The organism is Moraxella sp. CTOTU48717 (assembly GCF_032057165.1).
Lineage (GTDB): Bacteria > Pseudomonadota > Gammaproteobacteria > Pseudomonadales > Moraxellaceae > Faucicola > Faucicola tetraodonis.
The window spans coordinates 274,234-287,879 of sequence record NZ_DAMBBC010000002.1; the positions used below are offsets into that span (position 1 = coordinate 274,234).

12 protein-coding genes are annotated in these 13,646 nt (G+C 41.8%); 3 read left to right on the top strand and 9 right to left on the bottom strand.

Annotated features, from left to right (window positions below; translation table 11 throughout):
- Positions 1 to 9: 9 nt before the first annotated feature.
- The 4 genes from RT084_RS02815 to leuA form a co-directional block, all read right to left on the bottom strand.
- Positions 10 to 912, bottom strand: coding sequence for an AAA family ATPase (locus RT084_RS02815; protein ID WP_312383254.1), 903 nt, complete (start codon positions 910 to 912; stop codon positions 10 to 12).
- Between the two features lie 148 nt (positions 913 to 1,060).
- A complete protein-coding gene (locus RT084_RS02820) occupies positions 1,061 to 1,516 on the bottom strand; it encodes a resolvase (RefSeq protein ID WP_312383253.1) in 456 nt (151 codons plus the stop codon).
- A gap of 66 nt (positions 1,517 to 1,582) precedes the next feature.
- Positions 1,583 to 1,903: a YcgL domain-containing protein gene (locus tag RT084_RS02825; protein ID WP_065263882.1), complete on the bottom strand. Its 321-nt coding sequence runs from the start codon at positions 1,901 to 1,903 to the stop codon at positions 1,583 to 1,585.
- Positions 1,904 to 2,108: 205 nt separating this feature from the next.
- A complete protein-coding gene (gene leuA, locus RT084_RS02830; RefSeq protein WP_312383251.1) occupies positions 2,109 to 3,839 on the bottom strand; it encodes a 2-isopropylmalate synthase in 1,731 nt (576 codons plus the stop codon).
- Positions 3,840 to 4,003: 164 nt separating this feature from the next.
- Here leuA and RT084_RS02835 point away from each other — a divergent pair, with 164 nt between their 5' ends.
- On the top strand, positions 4,004 to 4,462 hold the full coding sequence (locus tag RT084_RS02835; RefSeq protein WP_159676132.1) for an Lrp/AsnC family transcriptional regulator: 459 nt from the start codon (positions 4,004 to 4,006) through the stop codon (positions 4,460 to 4,462).
- Between the two features lie 136 nt (positions 4,463 to 4,598).
- Here RT084_RS02835 and RT084_RS02840 read toward each other — a convergent pair whose 3' ends face one another.
- Both RT084_RS02840 and RT084_RS02845 read right to left on the bottom strand, forming a co-directional pair.
- Positions 4,599 to 6,056 carry an alanine/glycine:cation symporter family protein gene (locus tag RT084_RS02840; RefSeq protein WP_312383629.1) on the bottom strand — a complete coding sequence of 486 codons (1,458 nt, stop codon included), beginning with the start codon at positions 6,054 to 6,056 and terminating at the stop codon, positions 4,599 to 4,601.
- 162 nt (positions 6,057 to 6,218) lie between these two features.
- A complete protein-coding gene (locus RT084_RS02845; protein WP_312383249.1) occupies positions 6,219 to 7,028 on the bottom strand; it encodes a hypothetical protein in 810 nt (269 codons plus the stop codon).
- A 477-nt stretch (positions 7,029 to 7,505) separates the two neighbouring features.
- Between RT084_RS02845 and ahcY the strand changes: the two genes are divergently transcribed.
- Entirely contained in the window at positions 7,506 to 8,894 is a 1,389-nt protein-coding gene (gene ahcY, locus RT084_RS02850) for an adenosylhomocysteinase (protein ID WP_312383626.1), read from the top strand.
- A 167-nt stretch (positions 8,895 to 9,061) separates the two neighbouring features.
- Positions 9,062 to 9,904: a methylenetetrahydrofolate reductase [NAD(P)H] gene (metF, locus tag RT084_RS02855; RefSeq protein ID WP_312383624.1), complete on the top strand. Its 843-nt coding sequence runs from the start codon at positions 9,062 to 9,064 to the stop codon at positions 9,902 to 9,904.
- 213 nt (positions 9,905 to 10,117) lie between these two features.
- On the opposite strand, the gene dld is transcribed toward metF, so the two are convergent.
- The 3 genes from dld to mdh form a co-directional block, all read right to left on the bottom strand.
- Positions 10,118 to 11,821, bottom strand: coding sequence for a D-lactate dehydrogenase (gene dld / locus RT084_RS02860; protein WP_312383247.1), 1,704 nt, complete (start codon positions 11,819 to 11,821; stop codon positions 10,118 to 10,120).
- Between the two features lie 50 nt (positions 11,822 to 11,871).
- Complete coding sequence (locus RT084_RS02865) at positions 11,872 to 12,171, bottom strand: hypothetical protein (protein ID WP_219331083.1); 300 nt, start codon at positions 12,169 to 12,171, stop codon at positions 11,872 to 11,874.
- Between the two features lie 131 nt (positions 12,172 to 12,302).
- Positions 12,303 to 13,475, bottom strand: a complete 1,173-nt coding sequence (gene mdh / locus RT084_RS02870; protein ID WP_312383243.1) for an iron-dependent methanol dehydrogenase — start codon at positions 13,473 to 13,475, stop codon at positions 12,303 to 12,305.
- Positions 13,476 to 13,646: the final 171 nt, after the last annotated feature.

The following is a 13,646-nucleotide window of genomic DNA, read 5'->3' on the forward strand; positions in this document are numbered from 1 at the left end:
ACCAATCCCCTATCGACTACGACGCAGCATAAAGCCCATACGTTCAAGTAAACTCAAGTCATTTTCATTCTTTAATAACGCCCCCGCCATGGGCGGTAAGCTATCGCTTGGATTTTTCAACCGCTCAATCGCATTTTGACTGCCCGCTTGTAAATCATCGGCCATCAGCAAACTAATCCAATCTATCAACTCAGAGGTAGATGGCGGTTTTTTTAAGCCTTTGACTTCTCGTAGACCGTAGAACACCTTGAGCGCTTCATCCACCAAGTCTGTTTGTAGATTGGGGAAATGCACATCCACAATTTCGCGCATGGTTGCTTGGTCAGGAAAATCAATATAATGAAAAAAGCAACGACGCAAGAAGGCATCAGGCAGTTCTTTTTCATTGTTTGACGTGATAATAACGACGGGACGATGATCGGCGGTAATCGTTTCGCCAGTTTCATACACATAAAACGACATTTTATCAAGCTCATGCAGCAAGTCGTTGGGGAACTCAATATCCGCTTTATCAATCTCATCAATGAGCAGCACCACACGCTCAGGACTGGTAAATGCTTGCCATAACTTGCCTGCCTTGATGTAGTTGGCAATATCATACACGCGGTCATCACCCAATTGACTATCCCGCAGGCGTGATACCGCATCGTACTCATACAAGCCCTGTTCGGCTTTGGTGGTTGATTTGATGTGCCAAGTTAAAAGCGGCATACCTAAACTTTTTGCCACTTCTTCAGCCAGTAGCGTTTTACCCGTGCCAGGTTCCCCTTTGATGAGTAACGGTTTTTGCAATTGAATCGCAGCGTTGACGGCAAGCTTTAGGCTGTCAGTGGCGATATAACTATCGGTGCTTTTAAAACTGCTTTGGGTGACGCTATTTTGGATAGCAGCATTTGGCTGATGGTCAGACATAAAAAAACCTATGATAATCGTCAAAAATGAGTTTCAGACTATCATAAGTTTTAGGGAAAGTTAAGCTATAAGTAAAAGGTTAAGCTTTAAAAGATTAAGCTATAAAAAGTTAAGCCGTAACAGCTTGTTGGCTTATCACTCTCATAACTTAGCGGCTAGGCTGGCTGATATTGGCGTTATTTAACGCATGTTTTTTGTTGGTTTTATCGATGCCCATTCGAAGAATTTGCCAAATAAAACCTAAAATACAGCCCACTGTAATGACAACCATAATTGGTAGCAACCCATTAAAGATAATTGCTGGATCTTTGAGTAAAACCCCATAAACCACTGAAATGCTCGCTGGGGCGATGTCAGGCGGTGTACCAAGGGAAGTGGTTGGCGTGAGCAAAATCGCAAATAGAATAATCCAACTCAAACCTGCAAGCGTTTTTGGCAAAATCCGTACCACTAAAATCCAAAGCAGTAATACCACAATGGAAAATCCCACATAGGCATATAGGGGTAATTTGTCTGGCGGCACACCTTGAACCAGCTGCGCCCACCAAATGATGATTTCGCCTAGCACATTACCGATTTGCTCGAGTGATAAAAATGCAAACATAATTTTGCCTTGCCAAAAATAGATAGATTATTTTAGCATGATTCAAATCATTTGGTTAAAATTTTGCTACTGCCACTTGTTCTGCTGCGCTTCTGCCATATTCAATTTTGCTTGGCGTAACAACACATCTTCAGGCGGCATTTGCACAAAATACCCTTGGCTTTGCAACTTTTCTAACACTTCTGCTTTATTGACTCGTGCAAGCTTTGGCGTATTCGCCAAATCCAAATGCATCACAAAGGTTTCGCGCCCAATCGCTTGGCGAAAATCCTTGGGCAACACTGACAACCAGTCACGAATCTCATCCGTGTCATTGGGATAATCTGGACGAGCAATGTACACATACAGGTCATCTTTTTTGCTAAATTTATAAATATCGCAATGCATCATACAACTCTATTATTACTGTAAAATTTAAAATGCCTCTATCATACCATAAAATAGTATGTTTGGAATTAAACCCCTTTTGCTATCAGCCCTGTGTACTATTAATCTAGGCATTTCACCTGTTAGCCCATAAAAAAAGAGCAACTAGGGCAATTGCTCTTTTGCGGATAAAAGCTACGGATAAATTTGCGCTTTATAAAGCTAATTAATGATGCTCAGTATCGGCAATCTGCGCTTGTGCCAACGCAGATAAGGCGGCTTTTAACATCGCTGATACGGTGCTTGAGCAAGTGCCGATACCTGAATAAATCTCACCTTCAATATTCAACTGTAAGTAAGCAACGGCATTGGCATCACTGTTGTTTTGGGTGAGCGGGCTTTGACTTTCCACCGTTAACGCATGCTCTGCATAGTTGATAACGTGAATATTTTTGTTCAATTTGGCAGAGATGGCATTGATAAAGGCAGACAACGGACCATTACCATTACCAACGACGTCTATGATATCATCCCCCATGCGCACAGAGCCTGTAAAGCTTACTGAGCCAGCGGTGTTCTTGATTTCATAATCTTGCAACGCCAAAGTAGATTGGTTCAAATAAGTGTTTTTAAACACGCTAATAACATCATCTGAGGTCAACTCTGTCTGGCGACTTTCAGCTTCTTGCTGAATGACACGGCTAAAGTCAATTTGCGTCCAGCGCGGCAAATGAAAACCAAAGTCACGTTGCAAGATATAAGCAACACCGCCTTTCCCTGACTGGCTATTGATACGCACGACATCCTGATAGCCGCGTCCGATATGAGCAGGGTCAATCGGCAAGTACGCCACATCCCATAAGCCTTGGGTGGTTTCGGCATTTTGCTCGTTATAATCTAGCGATTTTTTGATGGCATCTTGGTGCGAGCCACTAAAAGCGGTAAATACCAACTCGCCCACATAAGGATGGCGTGGATGAATCGGTAACTGATTGCACTCACTCACCACTTGGGCGATTTCGCTCATGTTACTAAAATCAAGCTGTGGGTCTACGCCTTGGCTATACATATTCATCGCCATGACCATGATGTCCATATTGCCTGTGCGCTCGCCATTACCAAAAAGCGTACCTTCAATACGGTCAGCGCCTGCCATCAAACCTAACTCACTGGCAGCCACAGCACAGCCACGGTCATTGTGGGTGTGAAGGCTCACAATCACATGCTCTCGCATGGGTAAGTTTTGGCAAAAATATTCAATCTGATCGGCATAGATATTGGGCGTTGAGCTTTCTACGGTTGATGGCAAGTTAAAGATTACTTTTTGACCTAAGTCCGGGCGCCAAACTTTACACACCTCATCACAGATTTTGACCGAAAAATCGACCTCGGTTTGCGAGAAACTTTCAGGGGAATATTCAAAAATCCATTCGGTTTCAGGGTATTCTTTCGCCAAATCACGCAATAATGTTGCACCTTCAACCGCAATCGCAATGATGTCATCATAATCTTTTTGATACACTTTTTCGCGCTGCACTTTTGAGGTTGAGTTATACACGTGGACGATGGCACGTTTGGCACCTTTTAGCGACTCAAAGGTACGGCGAATCAAATGTTCGCGTGCCTGCACCAATACTTGCAAGGTCACATCGTCGGGTACGTGTCCGCCTTCGATTAGTTTACGGGTAAAGTCATACTCCACCTGTGCCGCTGATGGAAAACCAATCTCAATTTCTTTGAAACCCACTTGCACCAACAAGTCAAAGAAGCGCATTTTTTGTTCAATGCTCATCGGCTCAATCAAAGCTTGGTTACCATCTCGCAAATCCACCGACGTCCATATGGGCGCTTTGGTGATCGTTTTATCGGGCCAAGTACGCTGGGTCATCTTTGGTGCAAACGCAAAGGGTTGGTATTTTTTATGATTAAAAGCCGCGTTTTTGGGTTGTATTGACATGCTAATTCTCCACATTTAATTTTACTTAAAATTCTATGATGAAATTATATCCATTTTTTTGTAGTTGAAGTAACTAAATTTTGCTATAAAAAACATAGAATTTGATATTTATGGCTACTATAATTATATTGTTTAGTTAAAATCACTAATTTTGAGAGTTTGCCATGACTTCATTAGATAAAATAGACAGACAAATTTTAGCGCTATTACGAGAAAATGCACGCATGAGTAACCTTGAATTGGCGGAAAGCGTAAACTTAAGCCCTACCCCCTGTGCGCGCAGAGTCAAGCAATTAGAGGATGCCGGTGTGATCACGGGTTATAGTGTCACCACCGACCCTAGAAAATTAGGCTATCAACTGTCAGTCTATATTGCCATTAGCATGGATAAACATACGGCAGAACGCTTTAGCAATTTTGAAAAAAAACTACGAGAATTTCCTGAAGTGGTCAGCTGTAGTATAGTGACAGGGCGCAGCGAAGACTATCTTATCAAAGCTTTGGTCAAAGATATGGCGCATTATGAAGAATTTTTATTGCATCGTCTAAACCGTATCGAAGGTATCGCACAAGTGCATACCAGTTTTGAATTACGGCAGGTATTTGAAAAATCAATCATCTGATTGGGTGTTAAAGCCTGTTCTAAACCCTGTTTTAAAAACCTATAAAAAAACGCACTATTTATTGGTATCGCTTATGATACCTAGCCAAACAATAAAAAGCCATTGATAACCAACGGCTTTTTTTATTGTCTAATCGCTACTTTTCCCATATTCCCGATGTGACTTTGGCTTTTATGGCGGGGTATTTATTGATGTTAAAAACAGGATGCTTAACACCTGATTTGATTTGAGCGGAATAATCTTTTGCCAAAATAAATACATATTTTGACAACAGAACGATACTGACAAGATTAATGTACGCCATAATCGCCATCATCAAATCCCCCATATCCCACACCATAGGCACTTCAGCCACAGAACCAAAATACACAAAGGCGAGCACTAACATACGAAATATATTTAAAATCATTGGATGATTCTTAAGATATTGCACATTGGTTTCGGCATAGGCGTAGTTGCCAATAATACTCGAAAAAGCGAACATGAACAGCACTACCGCTAGGAAAATTTGCGCCCATGAACCCACATGACTTTCTAACGCGGCTTGGGTCAATTGAATGCCTGTCAAATCAGCGGTGGGCAGTTTTGATAATAAAATAATAAACGCAGTACAAGAACAGACAATAATGGTATCCACAAAAACACCCAAACTTTGAATCAGTCCTTGTGTGGCGGGGTGAGGCACATCCGCAGCAGCAGCGGCATTGGGGGCAGAGCCTTGACCTGCTTCGTTAGAGTACAAACCCCGCTTAATCCCAAGCATCATCGACTGCGATACCAAACCGCCTAACGCCCCACCCGCTGCCGCATTAAAAGTAAAGGCATCGGTCAAAATCAAATTAAATACCTGTGGAATCATGGTGATATTGGTCACAATAATATACAACGCCATTAGCAGATACACCCCTGCCATCACAGGTACTAGCATTTCTGAAATGGTGGCAACGCGTTTTATCCCACCAAAAATAATCGGTGCAGAAATGATAACCAACAATATCGCTACCACATGTTTACCTGTTCCCCATGAAGCACAGGTATTATCGCCCGTACAACCGACGGCTGATTGTACCGCTTGGGCGATGGTATTGGCTTGAATGGCATTATATACCAAGCCAAAACACAAAATCAGACTCACTGCAAACGCCACACCTAGCCAACCTTGCCCTAAACCCTGACGGATATAGTAAGCAGGTCCACCCCGAAAATGCCCATTGGCATCTCGCACCTTAAATAATTGTGCCAATGACGACTCAGCAAACGCCGATGCCATCCCAATCAAAGCAATAAACCACATCCAAAATACCGCACCCGGTCCGCCAACACTCACGGCAATAGCAACTCCTGCGATATTCCCTGTACCGACACGACTCGCCAGTCCTGTCATAAACGCTTGAAACGATGAGATACTCTCACTATGCTCGTGATGTTCGGTGCTTCGACTAGCCAGCAAATTTTTGACACTATGTCCAAATAAACGAAATTGAACAAACCCTGTCATGACGGTGAAAAACACACCAATACAAATCAAAATCCACACCAACCAATCCCACATAGGTGAACTGATAAGATTGACACTACAATGAATGCTATCCATCACACTTGCTTGCGCCAAGCAAGCTAAATCTTTGTTATACATCAACAAATCTCGCCTCAAAAATTGATAGCGGATAGTATCAATAAAGCAAACTTTTGGCAATGATTCAGCAAAAAAAAACGACACCAAAAGTGTCGTTTTTCTACAGCTTACGCTAACAAATTAGAAACGGTAAGTTGCACCAATTTTAGCGATTGGATACCATTTTGAATAATTTGAATCATCCAAATCTTGTTGTAAGTCAGATTTTAATTGATTATTGTCGAATTTTGTAATTTCTTGACCATTGGCATCTAGAACTCGCGTGTTAGCATCAGTTACTTTTAAGCCACCCGTGTAAGCTGCACCAATTTCACCAAATACACCAAAGTTATTAGTGATATTAGGACGGAAACCAATAGTTAAGTATGGGTTCAAAGTGTTTTTATTTTCAGCTGAAGCTTCAATGTTACCATAGTAAGAGTTACCATTGATGTTAACTGGTTTAGTTTCAGTCGCTTGTTTTTTCAAGGTGATTTCGTTGTCACCAAAAATGGTTCCAACACCCACAGTAAACCAATTTCCAGCTGGACGTAAATTCACACCAATATATGGGTTGCTTGAATCTGTTTCTAAGTCATATTTAACATCTTCAATTTTGATGGTGTTTTTTAAATCACCAATATCACCGCCAGCCCAACCAACTACAAGCTCAGTCTTATCGTTTAGAGCCCAACCAAGATTAGCACCATAACCTAAAGTACCTACTTCGGCACTGATAGCGGCAGGATGTGTTACGGTATCAAAAAACGTTCTAGTACCAGAAACCAATTGAGTTGTTGTGTTTTTTACTACACCTGAGTTTGGATCGTAGGTGGTAGTAGATACGGCAACAGGCTGTGCAACAACTTGTTGGTCAACAACTACAGTTTCAGCAAAAGCAGAAGTTGCGATTAAAGCAGCAGGAATAGCAGCTAATTTCAAAACTTTCATATAAATCTCCTAAGGACAGGATAAAGTAAATTTATCATTTCTCTTAAAAATCTAAAAGACTTTCAAGCGATGAATGACATATAAAGAAAAAGTAAATTAGTTGACATATTTTGTTACGTTTCTCTTAGGTATATTAAAACGTAATTTTTCAGCAATGTCTTTTAATTTTGTATAACTTTTCTATATGTTTATGTAATTACATAGGATGAAGTGTAATATTTTATCAAAAATGTTGCTTTTTTAAAAGACTTAAGTTGATGTTGCAATTAAGAGAATGACTTTTATGTTAATTTTTTTTACAATACGCCTATCGAGAGATGCTGCAGCTTAAGGTTCGCTTAATTTATATTTGCTTGCCTGCGCTAGGCTCGTTTTTTGTATTTTAACCAAAATAAATACAAAATAAATAACGGCATCTGCGTTTTTACTTTAACTTTTTTTACTGGTTATTAAGGAGTGGACGCAGTGTCCCTGTCTATCAATTCTACCGATTCAAATTTTTCTGATTATAAAGTTGCCGATATTAGCCTTGCCGACTATGGTCGCAAAGAAATCAAACTGGCTGAAACTGAAATGCCTGCTTTGATGGGCTTACGCCAACGCTACCAAACCGTGCAGCCTTTAAAAGGCGCCAAGATTGTGGGCTGTATCCACATGACCATTCAAACAGCGGTATTGATTGAAACGCTCGTGGCGCTGGGTGCTGAAGTACGCTGGACTTCTTGTAATATTTTCTCAACCCAAGACCATGCCGCTGCCGCCATCGCAGCAGCCGGTATTCCTGTGTTTGCTTGGAAAGGCGAAACTGAGGAAGAATACGAATGGTGTCTTCGCCAGCAGATTTTTGAAGGCGGTGAAGCCACGGGCAAGCTATGGGATGCCAATATTATTTTAGATGATGGCGGTGACTTGACGGCGCTGATTCATAACGACTACCCGCAAATGCTCGACAACATTCACGGTATCTCAGAAGAGACAACAACAGGGGTACATCGTCTAATTGAAATGCTCAATGCAGGCACCCTAAAAGTACCCGCCATTAATGTCAATGACGCAGTGACCAAATCAAAAAATGACAACAAATATGGCTGTCGTCATAGTCTAAACGATGCCATCAAACGTGGTACCGATATGCTTTTGGCGGGTCGTCGTGCGCTTGTTATCGGTTATGGCGATGTGGGTAAAGGTTCGGCTCAAAGCCTACGTCAAGAAGGCATGGTAGTACGAGTGACGGAAGCCGATCCAATTTGTGGTATGCAAGCTTGTATGGATGGCTATGAATTAGTTTCGCCATTTGTGGAAGGTGACCCTGCCAAAGGCGTCAACAAAACCCTTATGCAAGATACTGACTTGGTGGTCACTACCACTGGTAATTACCATGTCTGTAATAGCGATATGTTAAAAGCATTAAAAGCCACCGCAGTGGTTTGTAATATTGGTCACTTTGATACTGAGATTGATACCCAGTTTATGCGTGACAACTGGAAATGGGTGGAAGTGAAGCCTCAAGTACACCAAGTCTATCGATCAGAAGATGAAAACGATTACTTGCTTTTATTGTCGGAAGGTCGTTTGGTCAATTTGGGTAATGCCACAGGTCACCCATCACGTATTATGGATGGTTCTTTTGCTAACCAAGTATTGGCACAAATGCACTTATTCAAAGAAAAATTTGCTGATTTGCCTGCGGACAAAAAAGCGGACAATTTATATGTCAAAGTATTGCCGAAAAAACTCGATGAAGAAGTGGCAGCAGCCATGGTCGCAGGCTTTAATGGGGTACTGACTAAATTGACGCAGCAACAAGCCGATTATATCGGTGTGCCAATTGAAGGTCCGTTCAAACCTGATAGCTATAAATACTAATAGCTATAACTACTATTTGTTAAAGGTTCAATCAAAGCCATGCCAATGGACATGGCTTTTTTTATGCAGTTTAACTCAATATTTATGCCAAAAAATTCAATTTTTTTACTGTTTTACCCGTTATAATGGTGGTATTTTTTATCATTTTGGATACTTTCATGACCACCATGACAACGCCGTTTTCTTTTGAATTTTTTCCCACCAAGACCGATGACGGTCAAACCAAATTATTGGCAACCTTTGATGAATTAAATGCTTTAAAACCTCAATATTTTAGCGTGACTTATGGCGCAGGTGGGTCAACCCGTGAGCGCACCTTAGGTATCGTTAAGGCACTGAGTGAAAAAAGTGATACGCCTATCACCCCGCATTTATCCTGTATTGGCGATGATAAAGCCAAAATTGGCGAGTTATTGGATTATTATAAATCGTTAGGTATTAATCGCTTGGTGGCGCTGCGCGGTGATTTGCCATCGGGTATGGTGGGTCTTGGCGAGCTGCCGTTTGCTGTCGATTTGGTTAAATACATACGTGAGCATAGCGGTGATTATTTTCGTATCAAAGTGGCTGCATATCCAGAAATGCACCCGCAAGCCAAAAGCTTTGATGCCGATATCCAAAACTTGCTCAATAAATACCGCGCAGGTGCGACTGAAGCGATTACCCAGTTTTTCTACAACGCTGACAGCTATCTATATCTGCGTGATGCCCTTGCCAAAAAAGGGGTGACACAAGATGAGTTTCCAATTATCGCAGGCATTATGCCCATCACCAATGCGTCAAATTTGATTCGGTTTGCCGATGGCTGTGGGGCAGATATTCCACGTTTTATCCGTAAACAGCTTGCAGACTATGGCGATGACAAAAAAGCCATTCGTCAATTTGGGTTTGAAGTGATGGTCAATCTCTGTGAGCGTTTGATTGCCGAAGGCGTGCCGTCAATGCATTTTTACAGCATGAACCAAGTCAATCCAAATAAACAATTGATTGAAGCGCTTGGATTGGTTTAATTGCGGATAGAACTTACCCACTATCTGACAGTAAACAAAAAATGAGCATGACGATGTTAAACTGTCTGTTTACCATCGTAAAATTGGGGCATCGCAAAATAACGCTTATCTTAAACAGCTTATCTGGAATAGTTTATCTTGAGCAGCTACTGTTCGATAAAATTTTATCGTGCGATTGCCCTGATGGTCGGATGCTTACCTAGTTAAATGTCGTCATGCGTTAGGTTTGCGCCAGTATTTTAACTTTGAAGTGTGACCAATCCCCACATTAAAGGTGTTGGTAGGATCTAGCTTTCGATAAAAATTGGCTAATGCTGGCTTAGCAACATATAAATGACCCACATTGTGTTCTGCGGGGTATTCTGCTCTACGCTCATCTAGCAGCTGCCACATCTGATGTTCAATATCCAGTGGATTAGTGCCTTTTTTGACGATGTAATCTTGGTGAAATACATGACAAAAAAAGTGCCCATAATATAATTTATGTAACATATGTTGTTCTAGATCTGCGGGGATTTTTTCCACCCATTCTCTATCATTACGTCGTAACGCAATATCCAATGCCACAATATCCTCAACCTCTGCTCGATGGGTATCACGATATCGTATCGCCGCTCCGGCAACAGCAAAACGGTGTAAGAAAGCTTTGCGACCTTCTTCCTCCGTACAGGCAAAATACGAGCCAGTAGAATGAACGGCAAAATACTCATTTAAAAACTGCTGTGTCTGTTCTGCGCTTTGCTCGTCCACTCGTAGAATCAAGTGATGCTCAAAACGCTGATGAAATGCTAGCATGCGCTGCGGTAAATGACTAGGTAAGAAAAAGGTGATAGCTTGTAAAATTTGATCAGTTAACCCTCGTATCTTGATTTTTTCCAACCACCCATCAACGCGATCTTTGAGGGCTAATGCTCTGGGTATATTCACCGTGCCAAAACGTTCAATAAACAAGAAAGTGTCTTTGCCATACTTTGCGCCAATACTAAAGGCATCCCGATGAATATATTCTCCAGCAATCGGCAAGCTGGGTAACGATGTCAGCAAATAACGACGTATTGCTGTTAAGTCATCATGGTCATTTGAGCCGATATAAAAAACCTTACTCTCAACTTTTTCAAAGGTATCGAGTCGCACCGCAAACACACAGACTTTACCCGCTGACCCCGATGCTTCATATAACCGTGTCGGATCGGCATTAAATCTAGCAGGACTATCTGCATCGACTTGCTTAACGTCATGCGCGTAACGATTGTCTGATGCCAGCTGGCTAGTTTGGGTGGTTACCTGACCGGTTTCATAGTCTTGTTTTTGCAGTCTGGTGAGTATCTCTTCAGCCGTGTTGCCTAAATCAATACCTAGATGATTAATCAATTCTAACTCACCCGATTCATTGACACGGGCATACAACGCCATTTCAGTATAAGCAGGTCCACGACGTACCAGCGCGCCGCCTGAATTGTTGCACACGCCACCTAAAACTGAAGCGCCAATACATGATGACCCAATCACGGAATGCGGTTCACGATTATAAGGCTTTAAAGTACGCTCAAGATTATCCAAAGTTGCGCCTGGTAAACACACGACTTGTTTGCCATCTAAAATCACTTGAATACCTTGTAGACGCCGAGTACTCATAATGATGACTGGACGATCATATTCATCACCATAAGGTGTAGAGCCGCCTGTCAGTCCTGTATTGGCAGCTTGCATAATTACCACACAATCTGCCTCAATAATTGTTTGTAGTGCCTGCCATTGTTCAAGTAAGGTGCCGGGACATACCACAGCCAACACTTTTCCCTCACCAAAACGTATGCCTTGTCGATAATGACGGGTATCTTGTTCATCGATGAGTACATGAGACTTCCCTACGATCTTCGCTAATTTATCGAGTGTCGGCTTATACTTTTTTAACATGATAAATATCCTTATTGATTAAACTTATTGTTTAAATGGGTCATGATGTTTTATTGGCGATTATATTGACTTGTTGATAGTTGAACCGGTCTGGTTTTATCAAAGATAGGATTGTGTTTGATAGTAGAGCTACGCATAGCGTTAAAATGGTCAAGTGTGCGTCTACCATCGGTGGCTCGCTTGTAGATGCGGTTATCGCTGATTTGTGGTACTAGATTTTTTACTACGAGATTTTTTGCTATCAGATTTTGTGCTAGATGAGGCTTGGCATAGTGACTAAGTGGGTAGCTTTCTTGGGTTAGCAGTAAGCATTGGCAATGGTATAAGCGAGTGATAAGTTTTTGTTTCATCCCTTTATGCTACTATATTTTAATCAATTTACGCAAAAATTTATGCGCTTTGTATCAGCGCTCAATGTAAAAGGAGACTATTAAAGTCCCCTTTTTCACTGCTGTGAGTCTGTTTTAGTTTGATTTTACATTTACATGGCAGCTGCGAAGATTGCGACGACCTGTTCATGATTTGCCTTGCGTGGGTTGGTGAGCATACAAGCATCATTTTGGGCATTGGTTGCCATGATGGCAAGGTCTTCTTGTTTAACACCAAGCTCAGTAAGTCCCGTAGGAATACCTACTGCTTGGGATAGCTCACGAATTGCATTGATGCCTGCCTTACCTGCTTCTGCTCGAGTCATGCCTTTGATGTCGATGCCCATAAATTCTGCAATATCTGCATAACGCTCAGGTGTTGAGATAAGGTTAAATTCACAGACGTGCGGTAACAAAATCGCATTACAGACACCGTGTGGCAGATTGTAGAACCCACCTAACTGGTGTGCCATCGCATGTACATAACCTAGCGAGGCATTATTAAACGCCATGCCTGCTAAGTATTGAGCATAGCTCATAGCCTCACGCGCTTCAATGTTTTCGCCATTTGCTACTGCTTGACGCAGCCATTGTTGAATCATTCGAATGGCTTTTTCAGCACAAGCATCTGTAATCGGATTTGCAGCAGTCGATACATACGCCTCTACTGCATGGGTTAGCGCATCCATACCTGTTGCCGCAGTTAAAGATGCAGGTTTAGCAGTCATCAGTCGAGGGTCATCAATAGCAATGAGTGGTGTACAACGCCAATCTACAATCGCCATTTTGACGTGGGTATCGGTATTGGTGATAATACAAAAACGTGTCATCTCTGATGCCGTGCCTGCCGTGGTATTAATAGCAATCAATGGTGTCATTGGCACTTTACTTTTATCAATACCTTCATAGTCACGGATATGACCACCGCCTGCCGTCACTAGACCAATCCCTTTTGCACAGTCATGTGACGAACCACCACCCAATGAGATGATAAAATCACAGCCGTTATCCTGATACGCTGTGACGCCATCGTGGACATTTTTGTCAGTTGGATTTGGCTCTGCGCCTGCAAATACGTAGCTATCAATACCTTGTTCGCTTAAATGTTTAATGATAATGTCTGGAACACCTGCTTTGTTCAGCCCTTGGTCAGTTACAATAAGCGCTTTTTTAGCACCTAGATCTTTGGCTTTTGATCCCACTTCTTTGACACAGCCAGGTCCAAATAATGATACGCAGGGAATAAAAAAGCCACTGGTTTGATCGGAGATTTGCTTATAAGCCATGATTAAATTCCTTTTAATCTTTTATGGTTAGGGTATATAGTAATTTTATTCGCACGCCTAGTTTTTTGTCATCATTACAACTAGATAAGATGTACCAATATATTTTTATAAAATATACCCCACTCTCAACACTTTTAAGCGGGGTTGAAACAAAGAAGGCATGAACTTAAA

Coding starts and splice junctions, on each gene's coding strand:
- RT084_RS02815 (WP_312383254.1), bottom strand. CDS start 912: ATGTCTGACCATCAGCCAAATGCTGCTATCCAAAATAGCGTCACCCAA.
- RT084_RS02820 (WP_312383253.1), bottom strand. CDS start 1,516: ATGTTTGCATTTTTATCACTCGAGCAAATCGGTAATGTGCTAGGCGAA.
- RT084_RS02825 (WP_065263882.1), bottom strand. CDS start 1,903: ATGCATTGCGATATTTATAAATTTAGCAAAAAAGATGACCTGTATGTG.
- leuA (WP_312383251.1), bottom strand. CDS start 3,839: ATGTCAATACAACCCAAAAACGCGGCTTTTAATCATAAAAAATACCAA.
- RT084_RS02835 (WP_159676132.1), top strand. CDS start 4,004: ATGACTTCATTAGATAAAATAGACAGACAAATTTTAGCGCTATTACGA.
- RT084_RS02840 (WP_312383629.1), bottom strand. CDS start 6,056: ATGGATAGCATTCATTGTAGTGTCAATCTTATCAGTTCACCTATGTGG.
- RT084_RS02845 (WP_312383249.1), bottom strand. CDS start 7,028: ATGAAAGTTTTGAAATTAGCTGCTATTCCTGCTGCTTTAATCGCAACT.
- metF (WP_312383624.1), top strand. CDS start 9,062: ATGACAACGCCGTTTTCTTTTGAATTTTTTCCCACCAAGACCGATGAC.
- dld (WP_312383247.1), bottom strand. CDS start 11,821: ATGTTAAAAAAGTATAAGCCGACACTCGATAAATTAGCGAAGATCGTA.
- RT084_RS02865 (WP_219331083.1), bottom strand. CDS start 12,171: ATGAAACAAAAACTTATCACTCGCTTATACCATTGCCAATGCTTACTG.
- mdh (WP_312383243.1), bottom strand. CDS start 13,475: ATGGCTTATAAGCAAATCTCCGATCAAACCAGTGGCTTTTTTATTCCC.